The organism is Aequorivita aquimaris (assembly GCF_001573155.1).
GTDB classification, from domain to species: Bacteria; Bacteroidota; Bacteroidia; order Flavobacteriales; family Flavobacteriaceae; genus Aequorivita; species Aequorivita aquimaris.
This window is the reverse complement of the sequence record NZ_JRWG01000002.1, coordinates 204,933-223,258: the sequence shown is the minus strand read 5'-3', so window position 1 is coordinate 223,258 and position 18,326 is coordinate 204,933. Positions and strand designations below refer to the sequence as shown.

Genomic DNA, 18,326 nt, shown 5'->3' with positions numbered 1-18,326 from the left:
TTTTTACTGTTTGGAGGCTTCTTCAATACTGAAACCTACATCTGTAATGCCTTCGAGTTTTGTAACGCCCTCCACATCGCCATTATTGCGCATAGCTTGGGCTATATCAACGGTATAAATGCCGTCCTCAAAAAACTGGACATTTTCCTTATACCAAAGTTTGTTTTCCTTTATATTGCCTATGCCCTGGCCCATCCACGAACCATCGGGTTGAGCCATTCTGTATTCCAAAGTGTCCGTGACAGTTTTTCCGTGGGGAAAGGTCATATTTACAATTAAGAAAAGGTTGTTGTATCTATACTCGTTTGTGTTGCGAATGTTCAAAAATAGATTGTATTTTTTGAGCGAATCGAGTTGGGGAAGCTTAAACTGCACAACTTCATCTGCACCCCAATGGCCATCCATAGCCTGTGATTCACTAAATACGGTGTTTGACTCGCAGGAAACGAGCATGACCACCGTCAAAAAAAGTGCCATTAATCTATTCATTTCTCTTCGGCTTCGGATTTCTGGGCTTGTTGCTGGGTTTGTTACCGGTTCTTTTGGGTGCCTTGTTTCGAGGCTTATTTTTTTGGGCGGTTCCGGCAGTGGCTTCGGCTTTTCCACGATTTTTATTGCGGCTCTTCTTTCGTCGTTTTTTACCTTTTTGCTTTGGTTGGTCAAAACGGGTCAAACTATCCTGGCCCACCACATTGCTGAAAGGTTCTTTCTCTGCCTTGGGGCTTTCAATAATAAATTCCTCCAGCGCCAAGGGCTTCTTGCCTTTTTTATTGAGTTCTATTATTTCATTGGCCTTTTCAGCCGTAAGCTCATGCCAATTTGCAAATTCATTTTCATAGGCATACCAGAGCAGTCCCTTAAAAATATCTATCTTTTGACAAGTGGCATTTCCTTTTTCGGTTTGAAGTTTGGTTTCGGTATTTGGAAATGATTCCAAGGCTTCCAAATAGGTATCCAGCTCATAATTCAAGCAGCATTTCAACTTTCCGCATTGCCCGGCAAGTTTTTGTGGATTCAACGAAAGTTGTTGATAGCGCGCCGCGGAAGTATTCACCGACCGGAAATCCGTCAACCAAGTAGAACAGCAAAGTTCGCGGCCGCAACTGCCAATACCGCCCAAACGTGCGGCTTCCTGGCGGAAACCCACTTGTTTCATTTCAATACGGGTATTGAAGGTGCGGGCAAATTCCTTTATCAATTCGCGGAAATCGACCCGTTCTTCGGCGGTATAATAAAAAATGACCTTAGAAGCATCGCCTTGAAATTCCACATCGCTGATTTTCATCTGCAGTCCGTGGCGGATGGCAATTTCGCGCGAACGCTTTTGTACATCGGCCTCTTTATTGCGAACGCCTTGCCAAATGTCTATGTCTTTTTGTGAAGCCTTGCGGTAAATTTTCGGCAGGGCTTCCACCTTTACTGGAACTTTCTTCTTTTTCATTTGTACGCGCACCAGTTCACCGGTAAGCGTAATAATGCCAATGTCGTGGCCCGGCGAAGCTTCGGTGGCAACCACATCGCCAATACTTAATGTAAGGTTTTCTGGATTTTGGAAGAATTCCTTTCTTCCGTTTTTAAAGCGCACTTCCACCGCATTGAAGGGTTCCATGTCGGCGGGAAGTTGCATATTTGAAAGCCAGTCAAACACCGTAAGTTTATTGCAGCCATCGGTTCCGCAAGTACCATTGTTCTTGCATCCCTTTGGCTGTCCGTTGGCGCCCGTGGCACAGCTGGTACAGCCCATATTTTTTATATATAAAGCCCTTTTCCAAATGAAGAGGGACGAAAATTAAACAAATAAATGAATCAGTAAAGATACCAATAATATTTTCGATTTAGGATTGACGATTTTAGATTTTTGAAGCCCCTAACCCAATCCTGCCAAAAGTCCCCACCCTAACCCTCTCCAAAGGGGATGGAATAATAACCCTGTTTCTCCCCTCCTTTGGAGGGGCGGGGGGAGGACTACTTTTTAAACTTCAACTTCTCCGAACGCCCTTTTTTAAAAATCTTATTACTGTTCGGGATGCCCTGGCGCAGGCGTTTCTGCTCTTCGTAGGGCAAGTGGATTATCTCGATACATTCTTCGGAACAACAGTTTTCCATTGCCACGGCACATTTCTCACATTGAATAAAAAGCAAGTGGCAGGCCTCGTTGGCGCAATTGGTATGCGTGTCGCAGGGTTCACCGCATTGGTGGCAGTTTGAAATTACATCATCTGTAATGCGTTCGCCACGGCGATGGTCAAAAACGAAATTTTTTCCGATGAATTTATTTTCCAAACCTAAATTTTCCACTTGGCGTGCGTATTCAATAATGCCGCCCTCAAGCTGAAATACATTTTTAAAACCCTTGTGTTTATAGTAAGCGCTGGCTTTTTCGCAACGGATGCCGCCCGTGCAGTACATTACCAGTTTTTTGTCTTCTTTGTGGTCTTTTAAATCTGCCTCGATTATATCCAATGAATCGCGAAACGTATCCACATCTGGCGTGACGGCGTTTTTGAAATGACCAATTTCGCTTTCGTAATGGTTTCGCATATCTACCAAAACCACATCGGGATCTTCAATAAGTTCGTTGAATTTTTGCGCATCCACGTGGATTCCCTTATTGGTAACGTCGAAGGTTTCGTCATTCAAGCCATCGGCAACAATCTTGTCGCGCACTTTTACTTTCAGTTTTAGAAATGACTTCAAATCTTGCTCAATGGCAATGTTCAAACGTACGTCTTTCAGAAAATAAATACCGTCAAGAAACTCCTTAAATTCCTTAAAACGCTTCGCCGGAACGGAAAGCTGGGCGTTTATGCCTTCGTGGGCTACGTAAATTCGGCCCAAAACGTCCTGCTCGTGCCAGGCAACAAAAAGATGGTTACGGAAAAGATGCGGATTGCCAATTTTGGCATATTGATAAAAAGAAAGGGTTAGCCGTTCCTCGCCGGCCTGTTCCAACAATGCTTCCCTCTCTTTTGCACTTAATTTGTTGTACAGTTGCATGCTATACTTTTTTTTAGGTGAAAAGAATTGATTTTTTAAGTTGCAAAAATACAGGTTTTAAGGAAATAGGGGAGATTAAAATCTTTTTAATAGCTAATTAGCGCCAGCCAGCAATCCTACGATCAGCTCATCCAGCACTTTGAAGGCCTAATAGCTGTCCTGGCATCAGAACCAAGCTACGCCCCAAACGAAACAGAACTGCAAATTACCAGCCTACAGGCAAAGGCACAAGACCTAAAGGACAAAAACAACCAAGTGGCCACCGCTTACACCGCCGTAAGCAACGCCCGTCTGGAAAGAAATAGAATTCTCTATCAAGAAAATACAGGCCTGGTAGATACCGCCCTAGGTGTAAAAAAATACATCAAGTCCGTGTACGGAGCCGCCAGCCCAGAGTACAATCAAATAAAAGGCATAAAATTTAAAAACTACAAAGATTGAAAACCTAACACCTCGTGCCACATAAAGCACAACGCGTTCAGCAATAGGTAGTATGCTTAATCAGCAAGGTTCCGCTTTTTAGCTACACGCTACCACTTTTATACATATGGCTTCCGCTTTAACAAGTATAGCTATCACTTTAACAAATATGCTCTCCGCTTTTTATATAATGGCGTTCGCAACAACAAATTTTGCGTTCGCCATTTATATTCTTGCGTCCGCATTAACAAATAACTGCTTGGCTTTAACACTTCTCGCGTTGGCTTTAACAAATATTGCACCCGCTTTCATATTAGTACCTTCCGCTCTCAAGAAAGTCTTGGTTCTTTCAGCAAACTTTGCTGCGCTTGTCGTAATAAGCGGTGTTGATTCTTTTTTGTTAACAAAAATCGTTTCTCCCTAGATTTTACTTTTGCCCCAAGCACAAAGAAATAGTATCTTAGCTACTTAAAAATTCCATCATAAAACATACTGAAAATGAGCACCGAAAAAGACGCAAAACTAAAAGCACTAAAGCTTACTCTCGATAAACTAGACAAAACCTACGGCAAGGGCACCGTAATGAAAATGGGCGATAGCGCCGTAGAAGATGTAGACGTAATCCCAACCGGTTCCTTAGGTCTCGATGTTGCTCTGGGCGTAGGCGGTTATCCACGAGGCAGGGTCATTGAAATTTATGGCCCAGAATCTTCCGGTAAAACCACATTAACCCTCCACGCAATGGCAGAAGCCCAAAAAAAAGGCGGCATTGCAGCCTTCATTGATGCAGAGCACGCTTTTGACAGAATCTATGCTGAAAAACTAGGGGTAGACATTGAAAACCTTATCATTTCACAACCAGACAATGGCGAGCAGGCTTTGGAAATCGCGGACAACTTAATACGAAGTGGCGCCATAGACATTGTGGTTATTGACTCCGTAGCCGCACTTACCCCAAAAAGCGAAATAGAAGGCGAAATGGGCGACAGCAAAATGGGCCTTCATGCACGTTTGATGAGCCAAGCTTTAAGAAAACTTACCGGTTCCATCAGCAAAACAAAATGTACGGTAATCTTCATCAACCAGTTGCGGGAAAAGATAGGCGTAATGTTCGGCAACCCAGAAACTACAACAGGTGGTAACGCTTTAAAATTTTACGCTTCCGTGCGTTTAGACATACGTCGTTCCACACAGATTAAAGATACCGAAAGTAACGCCACCGGTAACAAGACCCGCGTAAAAGTGGTTAAAAACAAAGTGGCGCCTCCCTTCAAACAAGCAGAATTCGACATCATGTACGGTGAAGGAATTTCAAAGGTGGGCGAAATTATCGACCTCGGCGTAGATTTCGAAATTATCAAAAAAGCAGGCTCTTGGTTCAGTTATGACGATACCAAATTGGGGCAAGGTCGCGACGCGGTTAAAAACCTACTGCTGGACAATCCAGAATTAATGGACGAGCTAGAAAAGAAAATCAAAGATGCCATTGCCGCGATAAACCAATAAAATTTTTATGTTACCTACGCAACCCTTTTGATAATGTGGTATCTACAAAATGTAGGAGCCTTGATTATTACGGTTGCCCTCTGAAATAAGAGGTATTTACAACGGAACAATAACTCACGGTACCGCATTTGACGTTAGACGAGCTCATAGAATTATGCAAAAAGCAAAATGCCACGGCGCAGGGCGAATTGTACAAACAGTACAACAGAATCCTTTTCGCCATTTGTCTTCGATATTCGCCTAACTATACTGAGGCTGAGGATAATTTGCAGGATGCTTTTATTACTATTTTTAAGAAAGTAGGGCAGTATAATGGCAAGGGTTCCTTTGAAGGCTGGATGAAACGGGTAACCGTAAACACAGTACTTCAAAAATACCGTAAACAACGAACCTTTGAAATTGTTGATGAAGGACAGATTGAAGACGAAGCTGAGGTAGAAATTGAAAGCGAGGATATTCCGTTGGATTTTTTGCTGAAAATTGTGCAGGAGCTTCCCGATAGATACCGATTGGTGTTCAGTATGTATGTAATGGACGGCTATCAGCACAAAGAAATTGCAGAAATGTTAGGAATCAGCGATGGAACGTCTAAATCAAACCTAGCACGCGCCAGAATAATCTTAAAAAATAAAATTGAAGAGTATAATGCTAAAAACGATAACACTTAAAAGCATTATTTTGAATTGTTTAGATTAAATAAGCCCCTGCGTTTGGGTAGGGGTTTTTGAAAAATTTCCCTTTAAAAAGGGTGAGAATGAAAGAAAAGAAAAACATAGACAACATTTTTAACGAAGGCTTCAAAGATTTTGAGGCCACTCCTTCGCCGCGCGTTTGGGAAAATATCCAGGCCGAGCTTAAAAAGGATAAAAAAGAACGAAAAGTTATACCCCTGTGGATAAAACTTAGCGGTGTTGCTGCGTTGCTTGCCCTTTTGTTGACCGTGGGAGATTCTCTTTATAATTCCACAGATGCAGAAATTCCTTCGATTACTGATGAAAACGTGATTAAAACCGAAAAGGAATTACAGCAGAACTCTTCTGAAATAGAAAATGATGCAAATGCAACTCAGGTAGCTTCTGAAGACAAAACGCTTCAAAATGATGCTGCAGGAGATGAAAGTGTTTCCGAGAGTGATTCATTCAAAAGTAAAAGTGAAGAAAAATCTTCAAATAAGTTCTTCAAAAATTCTTCTATAGCTTCCAATAATTCTGAAAAAGAAGCTTCAAAGGCAACAGAAAATCAAAAGAGCAATTTAATTGGGAGGGATCCTTCTAAAAATGCTCTGAACGAAGGAATAGTTTCTTCAAAAAACAATTCTGAAAAGACTGATATTGGCAAAAACGATAAAGAAGAAAAACTTATTAATAAAGACAAAATTTTCGATGCCAAAAAAGAAGCTGTCGTTCTTAATGAAAGTCCAGATAAGCTAACTTCAGAAAAAAACTTGGTGAAAACCGAGAAAGAAATAACAGAAGAGTCCAAAAACAAAAAATCAATCTTTGACGCTATTGCAGAGAAAGATGAAGAAATAGTTTCCCAAAAGAAAAAGAAAGAAAAACCAGAGCACCGCTGGAACGTAGCTCCAAATGTTGCTCCCGTATATTATAGCAGCTTGGGTAACGGTTCTTCCATTGATCCTTCCTTTGCGGACAATCCGCAAGAGGGCGATGTAAACATGAGTTATGGCGTGCAGGTAAGTTATGCCATAAGTAAGAGGTTGAGTGTACGTACTGGGGTTAATAATGTAGATTTAAGTTATAGCACTACTGGTATTGAAGTAGGTACCGGTCCAGTGGCCGTTGCATTACGTTCCGTTGATTACGGAGGGCGGGAAATTGTTGTGACAGCCTTTGATAAAGGAGCCTTGGCAAATAATGGACCCTCAAACGGTTTTGGAGATATTACTCCCAAATCTACGCAGGGAGATGCTCGATTGATACAAAATATAAATTATTACGAAGTGCCTGTAGAACTTAAATATTCAGTTATCGACAATAGGTTTGGTGTAAATGTAATAGGTGGTTTAAGCACTTTGTTTTTAGGAAATAACGAAATTTCAGTAAAGGCTGATAATTTCAATAGTGTGTTGGGAGAAGCCAATAATCTCTCCTCTGTAAGTTTTTCAACTAACGTCGGGCTGGGTCTGGACTATAAATTGTCCAAAAAATTTACGTTTAATATTGAGCCCATGTTTAAATACCAGCTCAACCCTTATACCGATTCTTCTGTAAACTTTAAACCATATTATTTAGGTGTTTACAGCGGATTGAGTTTCAAGTTTTAGGTTAGTTTTTAGTTGAATGTGTTTGATATACTTCAAACAAAATGATTGCAAAAGACCGTCCTCCGCCATAGGACGGTTTTTTTATTGCTAAATTTTACACCGTTGGTTTAAGTAATTCACTTAAAATTACTTGCCGTGTCTTGCTTTTCAATTCTTTTCTGTTTTCTAAGGTCAATGTTGCAGTAGGAATTATTTTGTGCACTTTTACGCGCATCCTGCCCGGCCCACCTTTAAAAAACGAATACGGAAAGCGTTTTTTATTGTCGTGAAAGGTCATTGGTGCAAGCGGTATTTTGTGCTCAATAGCAAGCCTGAAGGCGCCATCCTTAAATTCATCCAGTAATAATGAAAGATCCTCCGGCACTCCGCCTTCGGGGAAAATACAGACACTTAAACCCTCGTTCAAACGTATTTCTGCTCTTCGGAAAGCTTCCACACGGCTTTTAGTGTTTCCGCGGTCTACTAAAATACAAGTGCGTTTGTAAATATATCCGAATAATGGAATCTTTGCCAATTCCTTTTTGCCCACAAAAACGAAAGGATTTTTTGTGGCATAGAACATCAACATAATATCGGTCATCGAAGTGTGGTTGGCCACAAACATATAGCTCTTTCCTCTTTCATATTCCACTTCACGTTTTATTATAGTGTAACAGCCAATTCCATAAATAATAATAGCAGACCAAGCTCGGGCAACCTTGAAGAAAAAAGGATACCAGGAATTTTTCAGAATGCTTATTACCAAGAACGGAAAGAGCAGGATAGTGGCCAAGGCGACTATCAAATAAAACCAGATACGGTAAAATGCTGAAAAAATTTGTTGAATTAGCTTCATGGAGGTTCAAAAGTAATAATTTGAACGATGCGAATAAATCAAAAAAAGTACCTTTGCTGAAATTTTTTTAAACCATGTCAAGAATACTTACAGGAATACAAAGCACAGGCACTCCTCATCTCGGAAATCTTTTAGGCGCAATCGTTCCAGCCATCGAAATGGCAAATGACCCCAAGAACGATTCTTTCCTTTTTATTGCAGATATGCACTCATTAACGCAAATAAAAAATGCTGATACACTTCGCACAAATACATATAGTGTTGCCGCAACTTGGTTAGCTTTTGGGTTGGATATTGAAAGGGTGGTGTTTTATCGGCAGAGCGATGTGCCACAAACTACTGAGCTTTCGTGGTATTTGAGTTGCTTTTTTCCGTTCCAAAGATTGACGTTGGCACATTCCTTTAAAGATAAGGCAGACCGTTTGGAAGATGTAAATGCAGGGCTTTTTACCTACCCCATGCTTATGGCGGCAGATATCCTCTTGTACGATGCCGAAATAGTCCCCGTGGGGAAGGACCAAATGCAGCACATTGAAATAACGCGCGATGTAGCGTCACGTTTTCATGCGCAGATGGGTGAAACTTTTGTGATGCCCGTTGGCAAGGTTCAGGAAGAAACAATGTATATTCCCGGCACGGATGGTACTAAGATGAGCAAATCCAAAGGAAATTATATCAACATATTTTTGGATGATAAAAAACTTCGGAAGCAGATAATGGGTATTGAAACCGACAGTACGCCGATGGTAGCGCCGAAAAATCCTGATACCTGTAACGTTTTTGCACTGTATAAAATTCTTGGCACTAAAGAAGAGGTTGTGCAAATGCGAAAAAACTACGAGGCAGGAAATTACGGCTACGGCCATGCAAAACAAGCCTTATTTGAATTGATAACCGAAAAGTTTTCTGAAGAGCGCACTCGCTATCACTATTTTATGGATAATCTTCCTGAAATAGATGCGGCTTTGAGCACAGGTGCCGAAAAAGCCAGAAAAGTTGCCGATGATGTTTTGAAAAGAGTTCGGGAGAAAGTGGGTTATTAATTAAATTTTAATGTCCGGTCGAACGCTGTCGAGACCTATTCCAACGCCTATAAATAGTGAGTTCTCGACAGTGCTCGAACTGATATCTTTTTAAACCAATTGAAACAATTTGCCCGGCAACGGTCTAACAACACCTTTCAATTCCATATTCATCAAAATACTGGCGGTTTTGAACGCGGGAATGTTACATTCCAAGGCGATAATGTCCAGCAGTTCTTTTTCCTTTTCCTTTAAAAAACGAAAAATTACTTTTTCTTCTTCATCCAATTCCACAAAGAGTTGGATCTGTTTTGGTTTTTGATCTTCTTTCAACTCCCAACCCAACATATAAATTATATCTGCAGCGCTCGTGAGTAGTTGTGCTTTTTGTTGCTTTATCAAATTATTGCACCCCCGACTTTGACTATCTGTGGCTCTTCCGGGAACTGCAAACACTTCACGATTATATGAATTTGCAATATCTGCTGTTACCAAGCTTCCCCCTTTTTCAGCAGATTCTATGACAATTGTCGCTTCAGAAAGACCAGCGATAATTCGGTTTCTTTTTAAGAAATTTGCAGGAACAAACTGATCACTGCTCCAAAATTCTGTTATTAAGCCTCCATTTTCTTGAATTTTTGACAAGTATTTTTTATGTTCTTTTGGGTAAATTTGGTTGAGTCCATGCCCCAAACAGGCTATATTTTGTATATTTTCTTTTATCGCCGTTTTGTGCGCACATACGTCTACTCCAAAGGCTAAGCCAGAAACAATTATTGGGTTTAGTGGCGCAAGCGTTGAAATTAAATCCTCACAAATAGATTGTCCATAACTTGTCATTTGGCGGGCGCCAACGATACTGATTATTTTTTTATTTTTAAGGTCAATGTTTCCTTTTTTGAATATTAGTACTGGGCCATCAGTACAATGCTTTAAATTTTCAGGATAATCCTTGTCCAAAAAATAGCTGTATTCAATTTTGTTGTCCTCAATAAATTGAATTTCCTCATCAGCTTCCTCTAGTTGAATTTTTGAATTAAATCCATTTAAAGTAAATAGCCCGATGCCGTCAATTTTGGCGAGATTGCTTTTTTTCTCTTTGAAAACTGCTTCCGCAGAACCCATTTTCCGCAATAGTTTTTTTGCTGAAATGTCGCCCAGATTTGGAATTCGCTGCAAGGCAAGCGTATAGCGCAGTTCGGTTTTTGAAAGCATATTTTTGAGAATTACAATCGGGGGAGTTTCTAAAAATACGAAAATTTTGAGTTGTTGATAAATTACCAAAACAAAAATTGGATTGCCTCCAAAAAACGCTAATTTTGTTAATATGCAACTTACAACCTACATAGCCGACCTGCTCTACCGATACGAATGTGTGATTATTCCTGGTTTTGGGGCGTTTTTGACGCGATACAAATCTGCGCATATTGACGATACTTCCAACACCTTTCATCCACCCTCTAAAATTGTTTCCTTCAACAAACAGTTACAGGCCAACGATGGTTTGTTTGCAAACTATGTGGCTTCGGCAGAAAAATGCAGTTATGAAACGGCATTGCAGCAAATAAGAAGTTTCACGGCTCAAATCTCAAGAGAACTTTCGGAGGGAAAAACAATTTCTTTCAAAAATATAGGTGAGTTTTCGTTTAACGAAGAAAAATCACTTCAGTTTGAACCGTTACAGCAACAGAATTTCAGTACTTCGGCTTTTGGTCTATCTTCTTTTGTTTCACAAAAAATAAGCCGCGAGGCATACAGAGAAACTGTTGAAGCTATAGAAGAAAAGACGCCCATACATTTTACGCCTGAAAGAAGGAAGGCTAAACCCTACCTTAAATATGCGGCAATTGCGGTCATTGCACTATCAGCAATAGGTTTCGGGAGTTTGAAGCTTTATGAAAGTCAGGTTCAAAAATTTAACTATGCGGAAAGGGAAAAGGCCAATAGTCTTGTTGAAAACCAAATACAGGAAGCAACTTTTGTAATTGAAAATCCACTGCCGGTGCTTAGCCTGCAAGTTCCAAAACATACGGGATTGTACCATATTGTTGCCGGGGCGTACCGTATGGAAGCAAATGCTGAAAAGAAGGTCTCACAACTGCGTGAAAAAGGCTATTCTCCTTTAAAAATGGAGGTTAATCGCTATGGGCTGCATCAAGTTCTCTATGCGAGCTTTGATGACAAGTTGGAAGCACAACGAAAACTTTATGAAATTCAGAGATCTGAAAATGCCGATGCTTGGCTTTTGATTCAAGAGATTCAGTAAAATCTCTTTATTGTCCTGTTTTTTCTTTCTTCATTTTTCACTTCTCTATATTCCGAACTTAGGTATCTTTGCAAAAATTTTCACAGATGCAATCTAAAACACCGCAACAATCTTTGACTGTTTATACAGATATGGTTTTGCCCAGCGAGACCAATCCAATAGGAAATATGTTTGGAGGCGAACTATTGGCAAGAATGGATCGTGCGGCCAGTATAGCTGCTCGTCGCCATAGTCGTAGAATTGTAGTTACGGCTTCAGTAAACCATGTAGCGTTCAACAAAATGATACCTTTGGGGAGCGTTGTAACAGTGGAAGCAAAAGTTTCCAGGGCCTTTAGTAGTTCCATGGAGGTTTACATGGACGTTTTTATTGAAGATCGTGAAAGTGGTGAAAGAAGCCTTTCAAACGAAGCAATATATACATTTGTGGCTGTGGATGAAATGGGCAATCCAGTACGTGTTCCCGAAATTGTCCCAGAGACCGAACTGGAGAAAAAACGTTTTGAGGCGGCTCTTCGCCGTAAACAATTGAGCCTTGTACTTGCTGGAAAAATGAAGCCCAAAGATGCTACAGAGCTAAAGGCTTTATTTCAATAACTTTCATACTATTTTCATAAACTATTGATTCCGTTAGCCTTCTGAGGGGATGGTTTTATGTTAAAATGAAATATTTTCCCAAAATCATGATTGCTTTAATGCTGGTATTAAATATATTTGGAATCCTTTCATGAAATTTTCTGTTAATTTCATAAAAGGATTTTTTTAAATCTATTATCAAATCCATAGCAATTATGAAAAAAACTACAATTTTTTCTTTTCAAAGTATCTGTTTTTTGGCGTTGACACTTGTATTTTCAATGTCCTTTGCTCAAAATTCAACTGACATCAAGTTTCAGGGCGAAACCATTGTAATGCCTGAAAACATTACGAGCTTTCAATGGAGCCAAATGCCAGAATCTGCAAGGCTTAACAACGGTTATGTGGGCTGGGTTCAATTCTATGAAACGCCAACGCAGAACGTTCAAGATCTGTTTGAACAAAACAATTTGGAGCTTTTGGAGTATATTCCGCACAAAACATATCTTTTTTATTTTCCTGAAAATACTTCAATTTCATTTTTAAGAGCTAATGGGGTGCGTACAATTGTTCCTGTTGATGGAAAGGCAAAACTTTCTTATCAATTAAAAAATCCACCTTATGAGCATTGGGCTATGGATGGTGACAATATTTTGGTAACTCTTCAATATCACAAAAACGTGAGCAATAACTATGTAATCAACCAATTAGCACAACAACAGATAATTGTTAAGGAAGATCATAAAGAATACCAAACCCTAGATTTGTCGATTCCAAATAATTGTTTGGAGACAATTTCAAATTTATCTTTTGTTAAGTGGGTTGATCTTGTGGTTGCTCCAGCCGTAAAGGATGATACAAAGGGAAGAAGTCTTCACAGAGCAAATAATTTGGATACACAAACGGGAGCAGGAAGAAATTACACCGGAGAAGGTATTGGCGTAATGGTACGCGATGATGGACGTGTTGGCCCACATATAGATTTCCAAGGAAGATTAACAAACCTTACAGCTGTTTCAAATCAATCACATGGTGATGGCGTGGGTGGAATTATGGCAGGAGCCGGTAACTTGGTGCCACAATACCGCGGTATGGCAGCTGGGACCGATGTTTATGTAGTAAATTATGTAAGTGACTTTTTGGATACTCCTACATTAACTTTGATCAACGATGGAAGTGTTCAAATCACAAACTCATCATATAGTAACGGCTGTAATGCAGGATATACCAGTATAACAGAGACGGTAGATCAACAAACACTTGATATTCCCACATTATTACATGTTTTTTCCGCAGGAAATTCAAACAATAATAATTGCGGTTATGGAGCTGGTAATCAGTGGGGAAATATTACCGGTGGCCATAAGCAAGGCAAGAATGTAATAGCAACTGCAAATGTATTTTATGATGGCTCATTAGTAAATTCTAGTAGCCGTGGTCCAGCACATGATGGAAGAATTAAACCAGATATTGCAGCCAACGGTCAAAACCAAATCTCCACAAACGAAAATAATACGTACCAAACATTTGGAGGTACTTCTGGTGCTGCACCTGGTATTGCGGGTATTTCTGCACAACTTTATCAAGCCTACGGAAACATAAATGGTGGCGATTTTCCACCTTCAGCCTTAATAAAGGCAACTTTGCTTAATACGGCTAACGAAGCGGGAAATATTGGACCCGATTATAAATTTGGTTGGGGAATTGTAAATGCCTTGCAAGCTGTAAAATTGATTGAAGACGGGCGTTACCTTTCTGATCAGGTTAGCCAAGGAAATACCAATAACCATACTATTAACGTGCCTGCTGGTACTACCCAGGTACGCTTTATGGTTTATTGGAGCGATCCCGCCGCATCACCTGGAGCTGACCCAGCATTGGTTAATGATTTGGATTTATTGGTAACAGATCCTTCCAATAATGTTTTGGAGCCTTGGATACTCGACCCAACCCCAAACCCAGTAACATTGGATAATCCTGCAACAACTGGTCCTGACCATTTAAACAATGTAGAGCAAGTTTTAATCAATGCGCCAGCCGCTGGTAATTATGATATTGATATTACAGGTTTTAACGTGCCTTTTGGTCCTCAAGAATATTTTGTTGTTTATGAACTGATTTCAGAAAATGTTGTAATGACATATCCTAATGGAGGCGAACATTTTCAGCCTTTTGTTGCTGAAACAATCCATTGGGACGAAGTTAATACTACTGAAGATTTTGTATTGGAATATTCTACCGATAATGGTAGCAGCTGGACCAATATAGCAACAGTGCCAAATGATACTCATTTCTACAATTGGACTACTGCCAACGAAATAACCGGAAACGCACTAATTAGAGTTACGAGTGGTGCTTTTCAAGATGTTAGCGACGAAACATTCAACATAGCCAGAACTACCAATAGCTATAATATTGTAGAGGTTTGTCCATCTTCAGCAACCTTTGAATGGATAGCTGTTGATGGTGCGGAATCGTACGATTTTTATCTATTAGGAGAAAAATATATGGAAGTAGTTGGTACTACAAATACAAACTCCATTACCATACCTATTACCAACCCAGATGATGAAATGTGGTACGCTATAAGTGCCAAAAATGATTCTGAAGGATGGGAAGGTGAAAGAACCCGTGCTAAATTTTATGCGGGAGGAATTTTGGATTGCCAGTTAGGTGTTTCTGAAAATAGTATGGAAAATGCTGTTGCTCTCTATCCTAACCCGGCAACAAGCGAAGTATTCATTAGCATTTCAGATAAAACCTTCAGCAATTTTGATGTAACAATTGTAAATAGCTTAGGTCAAGTTTTAGAAAGAAAAACTAATGTAGATAATGCATCAAGTACTAGCTTGAATGTTTCTAACTACAGCTCAGGAATCTATTTTATAACCATTAAGGCTGGGGAAAGTACAACAACTAAAAAACTGGTTGTTCAATAATCTTAGGAAAAATTGATTTTAAAAAAGGGAGCTGCTTGGCTCCCTTTTTTTACATCCTATAAATCCAATCTGCAGGATTTATTTTTGTTTTGTTTTGATAAATATAGAATTTCAGGACCGTTCTTCCTTCAGTATGACTCTTGGCAACAGTACCTATAGCCTGTTTAGTAGAAACCTTATCGCCTTTTTTTACAGAAACGGTAGCAAGGTTACTATAAACCGAAATATAATCACCGTGCTGTATAAAAACCACTTTGTTGGCTCCTTTTATTATTTGAATAGCCATAACCTGACCTTCAAAAATGGAGCGCACCTGCTCATTATCTGCAGTAGCAATCTCTACACCGCTGCTGTTGGTAGTAACGTTCGGAAACTGCGGGTGTTGATGTGTTCCAAAACTCTTTACAACCATACCTTTCTCAACTGGCCACGGAAGTTTTCCTTTATTGTTGGTAAAGCTTGCGGCAAGGGTTTTCTCTTCTGCAGTTAGCGCAAACTCCTCTGCTTTTGCCGGTTTGGTTCTAACATTTTTAGTTGAGGTAGATGTAGTTGTATTCCCTTTAGCTTTTTCTTCGGCAAGAGCTTTTTCTCTGGCTATTCTATTTGCCTCTTCTATCGCGGCTTTTATAAGCGCATCTATCTGGCGGTCTATCTCGTCTGCCTGCTTCTGCTTGGTTCTTATTTGTGATGCAAACTTACTTTCGTCCTTTTTTAAAGTTGCAACCAATGCTTGTTGGTTCTTGCGCTCTTCAGTTAATTGTGATTTCGCCACTTCGTTTTCTGCAATCAATTTTTGTTTGGTCTTTTTCTGCTCAATCAAATCGGCATTTAATTTCTGAAGTTCTTCGGTTTTTGCCTTGATGCCCTCGCCTTGTTTTTTTCTAAATTTGGCATATTGCTTCATATATTGAACGCGTTTGTACGCCTGCAGAAAGTTCCGTGAAGACAACAAAAACATAATCCTGCTCTGCTGGTTTTTGCTTTTGTATGATTTTCTGACCATTTCAGCATAATCTGCCTTCATCACCTTAAGCTCTTCGCGCAGTGTGCTTATCTTTTCAATATTGTCATTGATGTTTCGGGTAAGTAAATTTGCTTGCTGGTTGGTTACACGAATAAGGTTTTCGCTGGCCGCAATGCGCTGGTTGAGGTCTTCAACTTGCGAAAGCACTGACTTTTCCTCCTTTTTTGTTTTGAAAAGAAGCGAGTTTATTTGTTTTATTTCCTCTAGAATAGCCTGCCGTTTTTCCTCTAGCTCCTTTTGTTTATCAATTTGGGCCGATACAGAAACCGTCGTTAAAGAGATCAATAAAAAAAGATATGTGCGAAAGTGCTTCATTTAGTTAAGTTGGATTTCTTCGTAGCCTTGTGGAATTTCAAACGGAAAACTCACGTTTGCATTCAAATCTATTTTTTTGAAATTCATTTCTATTTTCGTTTTTGAACCCTTTTCAGAAGTGTCTATTAAAATTGTTGTTGGAAAATATTGACCTTCAATTTCTTGATACTCACCGTAACGAATGCTCAATAACCTGTCAGCATTCGGTTGCGATAGGGTTTCCAAGGCAATTTTGAAATTTTCTGGATTTAAAAACAACGAATGTATAAAATTTTGGGGTTGTTGCTTAGGCTGAATTTTGAATTTATTCTGAAAAACTTCTGCTTTATATTCCGAAGGATTCAATGTGAAAATAGATTGGCCCAAAAGCATATTCTGGGCTTGCTGAAAATTGATTGGGGTACCAATCCATTCACCCAACAATGCAAAATCACCTTCAAAATAGGTGTTGCCAACGGTTTCATAGTAACTCACGCTTGTAGGTGTTATCAAAACCTTTGCAATAGTAATACCCAAAACCGAAGCTTTTATCCAAATGTTTTTATCTTTTTCCATCCGAAGGCTCACAGTAATGCTCTGTAGTTTTTCATCGGTTTCATAAACCAACTGCACACGGCCTGCCAAGGTTTTAAAATCTGGCGCGACTGCTTTATGGGCAGAAATAACTTCCTTAGCGGAAGCATCTTCGATTGTTGTTATTTTCTTGGTGCCGCCACAGGATGCAAGTACCAATAGCAGCAAAATATATAAGGGTTTCAAATTCATAGCTGTTTAATTCGGTAATATGATTGCTGTGGCTTTGTCAGCATACATTTTGGCTTTTTGGGCATTGCCTTTGGTTCGGTGTGCTAAGCTTAATTGTTCGTAAAAATCGCGTTCCATTTTTGGATCTTCCAATATAAAATCCAAACCAATTTCAAGACTTTCAATTGCAGCCTCACTTTTTTGAAGCCCATTATTTGCCACACCGTTCAATAAATATAAAAGTGCCTGTGCTGGAAAGATTTCAAGACCTTCGGAGCTCAATTTTGCAGCGGCCTCATATTTCTTGAAATCTATTTGGAACAAAAGTGTATTCTTCAAAAGATTGTAATTGTCTGGGTCTTGGACTATTCCTTTTTCATAGGCATTGAGCGCATCTTCCTTTCTGTTTTTTGCTGCGTAATAATCACCGAGTTTTTCGTAAACACGGCCATTTTCAATTGAAAATTGATTTACGATTTCAGCTAAATCTGTTTCGTATTCTGGGTTTTCATTAACAAACTGAATAAAATCACCCAACACTTTGTATTGTGTTTCTTTGTCAACTTCTTCCGAATTAAAAACGATTTTCATGGATTTTATGGCTTCCGAAGCATTGCCCTCATCGAGATAAAATTTGTAAAGCGCCAAATGTACCAATTCTGATTTTGGATTGTTTTTCAGAAGATTTTTTGCGGCTTCGAAGGCTTTTTCCTTGTTGCCCTGTTCGCTGTAAAGAAAGATGAGGTTTAAGTATTCTTTCTCGTTTTTAGGATTGTTATCTATTTTTTGTTCCAGGTTTTCAATGGCGCCTTCCGTATTGCCGGCAGCGCGGTAAATTTGGGCGCGCAGGGCATTGCGGATGTCGCTCTCGCCCCAAATTTGGTCAAGTTCGTCCAATTGCACCAAAGCCTTGTCGTATTGCTGCGTGAGTATATATAGATTGGCCAGATCCTCCTTGTAATCTTCATCAAAAGGAATTAATTTTTGCACCAACGGGATGGATTTTTCGTATTCCTTTTGCTGGTAATAGAGTTCGTAAAATTGTTCCAAAACATCCAAGCGGTCGCCCTGACTTTTCAATACTTTGTTGAAGTTTGCTTCGGCCTCGGCATATTGTTTTAAATAGGTGTGGTTTTTGCCCATTTCAAAATAGACCACCGCTTTGTTTTCTTCGGTTTTTGCCGCTTTTTCGGCTTTGTTCAGGGCGGCGAGGGCCAGTTCATAGTTTTCTATGCCCTTTTGTTTGAGCGCTTCAAAAAAGCTCTCCTGAAACGCATCGGTAACATTCTCCGGTTCGCCACTTGCGGGAGTTTCGGTTTCTTGGGCACAGAGTTGCTTCGGAAGAAGAATTCCAAAGAAAAGTAGAAGGATGTATATCAGTTTTAGCTTCAAATCTTGA

16 protein-coding genes are annotated in these 18,326 nt (G+C 39.7%); 8 read left to right on the top strand and 8 right to left on the bottom strand.

The features are described 5' to 3' along the window. Positions 1 to 3: 3 nt before the first annotated feature. From LS48_RS03750 to trhO, 3 genes are all read right to left on the bottom strand, one after another. Positions 4 to 489 carry a gliding motility lipoprotein GldH gene (locus tag LS48_RS03750; protein WP_045078852.1) on the bottom strand — a complete coding sequence of 162 codons (486 nt, stop codon included), beginning with the start codon at positions 487 to 489 and terminating at the stop codon, positions 4 to 6. After that, positions 482 to 1,744 carry a PSP1 domain-containing protein gene (locus tag LS48_RS03745; RefSeq protein WP_062620106.1) on the bottom strand — a complete coding sequence of 421 codons (1,263 nt, stop codon included), beginning with the start codon at positions 1,742 to 1,744 and terminating at the stop codon, positions 482 to 484. Before LS48_RS03745 ends, LS48_RS03750 begins: the two co-directional genes overlap by 8 nt. Before the next feature lie 221 nt (positions 1,745 to 1,965). Continuing rightward, positions 1,966 to 2,997: an oxygen-dependent tRNA uridine(34) hydroxylase TrhO gene (trhO, locus tag LS48_RS03740; protein ID WP_045078853.1), complete on the bottom strand. Its 1,032-nt coding sequence runs from the start codon at positions 2,995 to 2,997 to the stop codon at positions 1,966 to 1,968. 255 nt (positions 2,998 to 3,252) lie between these two features. On the opposite strand from trhO, the gene LS48_RS15480 reads away from it, so the two are divergent. From LS48_RS15480 to LS48_RS03715, 4 genes are all read left to right on the top strand, one after another. Further along, positions 3,253 to 3,438: a hypothetical protein gene (locus LS48_RS15480; protein ID WP_193392786.1), complete on the top strand. Its 186-nt coding sequence runs from the start codon at positions 3,253 to 3,255 to the stop codon at positions 3,436 to 3,438. 477 nt (positions 3,439 to 3,915) lie between these two features. Further along, a complete protein-coding gene (recA, locus tag LS48_RS03725; protein ID WP_062620101.1) occupies positions 3,916 to 4,923 on the top strand; it encodes a recombinase RecA in 1,008 nt (335 codons plus the stop codon). A 128-nt stretch (positions 4,924 to 5,051) separates the two neighbouring features. After that, entirely contained in the window at positions 5,052 to 5,591 is a 540-nt protein-coding gene (locus LS48_RS03720) for an RNA polymerase sigma factor (protein ID WP_062620099.1), read from the top strand. An 86-nt stretch (positions 5,592 to 5,677) separates the two neighbouring features. After that, on the top strand, positions 5,678 to 7,207 hold the full coding sequence (locus LS48_RS03715; protein WP_062620097.1) for an outer membrane beta-barrel protein: 1,530 nt from the start codon (positions 5,678 to 5,680) through the stop codon (positions 7,205 to 7,207). A gap of 94 nt (positions 7,208 to 7,301) precedes the next feature. Here the strand turns inward: LS48_RS03715 and LS48_RS03710 are convergent, their stop codons facing one another. Beyond that, complete coding sequence (locus LS48_RS03710) at positions 7,302 to 8,042, bottom strand: lysophospholipid acyltransferase family protein (protein ID WP_062620095.1); 741 nt, start codon at positions 8,040 to 8,042, stop codon at positions 7,302 to 7,304. Between the two features lie 74 nt (positions 8,043 to 8,116). On the opposite strand from LS48_RS03710, the gene trpS reads away from it, so the two are divergent. Beyond that, a complete protein-coding gene (gene trpS / locus LS48_RS03705) occupies positions 8,117 to 9,085 on the top strand; it encodes a tryptophan--tRNA ligase (protein ID WP_062620093.1) in 969 nt (322 codons plus the stop codon). A 90-nt stretch (positions 9,086 to 9,175) separates the two neighbouring features. Here the strand turns inward: trpS and dprA are convergent, their stop codons facing one another. Further along, positions 9,176 to 10,279, bottom strand: a complete 1,104-nt coding sequence (dprA, locus tag LS48_RS03700; protein WP_062620672.1) for a DNA-processing protein DprA — start codon at positions 10,277 to 10,279, stop codon at positions 9,176 to 9,178. A gap of 112 nt (positions 10,280 to 10,391) precedes the next feature. On the opposite strand from dprA, the gene LS48_RS03695 reads away from it, so the two are divergent. From LS48_RS03695 to LS48_RS03685, 3 genes are all read left to right on the top strand, one after another. Beyond that, positions 10,392 to 11,330 (top strand): HU domain-containing protein, encoded by a 939-nt coding sequence (locus LS48_RS03695; protein ID WP_062620671.1) that lies wholly within the window; start codon positions 10,392 to 10,394, stop codon positions 11,328 to 11,330. An 86-nt stretch (positions 11,331 to 11,416) separates the two neighbouring features. Continuing rightward, the gene (locus LS48_RS03690; RefSeq protein WP_062620091.1) at positions 11,417 to 11,926 is read left to right on the top strand and encodes an acyl-CoA thioesterase; all 510 of its coding nucleotides are present in this window, start codon (positions 11,417 to 11,419) and stop codon (positions 11,924 to 11,926) included. Positions 11,927 to 12,120: 194 nt separating this feature from the next. Next, positions 12,121 to 14,844 carry a S8 family serine peptidase gene (locus tag LS48_RS03685; protein WP_062620088.1) on the top strand — a complete coding sequence of 908 codons (2,724 nt, stop codon included), beginning with the start codon at positions 12,121 to 12,123 and terminating at the stop codon, positions 14,842 to 14,844. Positions 14,845 to 14,893: 49 nt separating this feature from the next. Here the strand turns inward: LS48_RS03685 and LS48_RS03680 are convergent, their stop codons facing one another. From LS48_RS03680 to LS48_RS03670, 3 genes are read right to left on the bottom strand one after another with little or no spacing between them, the layout of a single operon-like run. Further along, entirely contained in the window at positions 14,894 to 16,183 is a 1,290-nt protein-coding gene (locus tag LS48_RS03680; RefSeq protein ID WP_062620085.1) for a murein hydrolase activator EnvC family protein, read from the bottom strand. Further along, entirely contained in the window at positions 16,184 to 16,942 is a 759-nt protein-coding gene (gene lolB1, locus LS48_RS03675; protein ID WP_162266492.1) for a lipoprotein insertase outer membrane protein LolB1, read from the bottom strand. It abuts the gene before it with no gap. Positions 16,943 to 16,954: 12 nt separating this feature from the next. Beyond that, positions 16,955 to 18,319, bottom strand: coding sequence for a tetratricopeptide repeat protein (locus tag LS48_RS03670; protein WP_062620078.1), 1,365 nt, complete (start codon positions 18,317 to 18,319; stop codon positions 16,955 to 16,957). Between the last annotated feature and the right edge of the window lie 7 nt (positions 18,320 to 18,326).

What these genes read in the sequence shown, in the direction of transcription:
- LS48_RS03685 (WP_062620088.1), top strand. Translation starts at nt 12,121, where the DNA reads ATGAAAAAAACTACAATTTTTTCTTTTCAAAGTATCTGTTTTTTGGCG.
- LS48_RS03690 (WP_062620091.1), top strand. Translation starts at nt 11,417, where the DNA reads ATGCAATCTAAAACACCGCAACAATCTTTGACTGTTTATACAGATATG.
- LS48_RS03745 (WP_062620106.1), bottom strand. Translation starts at nt 1,744, where the DNA reads ATGGGCTGTACCAGCTGTGCCACGGGCGCCAACGGACAGCCAAAGGGA.
- recA (WP_062620101.1), top strand. Translation starts at nt 3,916, where the DNA reads ATGAGCACCGAAAAAGACGCAAAACTAAAAGCACTAAAGCTTACTCTC.
- trpS (WP_062620093.1), top strand. Translation starts at nt 8,117, where the DNA reads ATGTCAAGAATACTTACAGGAATACAAAGCACAGGCACTCCTCATCTC.
- dprA (WP_062620672.1), bottom strand. Translation starts at nt 10,279, where the DNA reads ATGCTTTCAAAAACCGAACTGCGCTATACGCTTGCCTTGCAGCGAATT.
- trhO (WP_045078853.1), bottom strand. Translation starts at nt 2,997, where the DNA reads ATGCAACTGTACAACAAATTAAGTGCAAAAGAGAGGGAAGCATTGTTG.
- LS48_RS03715 (WP_062620097.1), top strand. Translation starts at nt 5,678, where the DNA reads ATGAAAGAAAAGAAAAACATAGACAACATTTTTAACGAAGGCTTCAAA.
- LS48_RS03695 (WP_062620671.1), top strand. Translation starts at nt 10,392, where the DNA reads ATGCAACTTACAACCTACATAGCCGACCTGCTCTACCGATACGAATGT.
- LS48_RS03680 (WP_062620085.1), bottom strand. Translation starts at nt 16,183, where the DNA reads ATGAAGCACTTTCGCACATATCTTTTTTTATTGATCTCTTTAACGACG.
- LS48_RS03710 (WP_062620095.1), bottom strand. Translation starts at nt 8,042, where the DNA reads ATGAAGCTAATTCAACAAATTTTTTCAGCATTTTACCGTATCTGGTTT.
- LS48_RS03750 (WP_045078852.1), bottom strand. Translation starts at nt 489, where the DNA reads ATGAATAGATTAATGGCACTTTTTTTGACGGTGGTCATGCTCGTTTCC.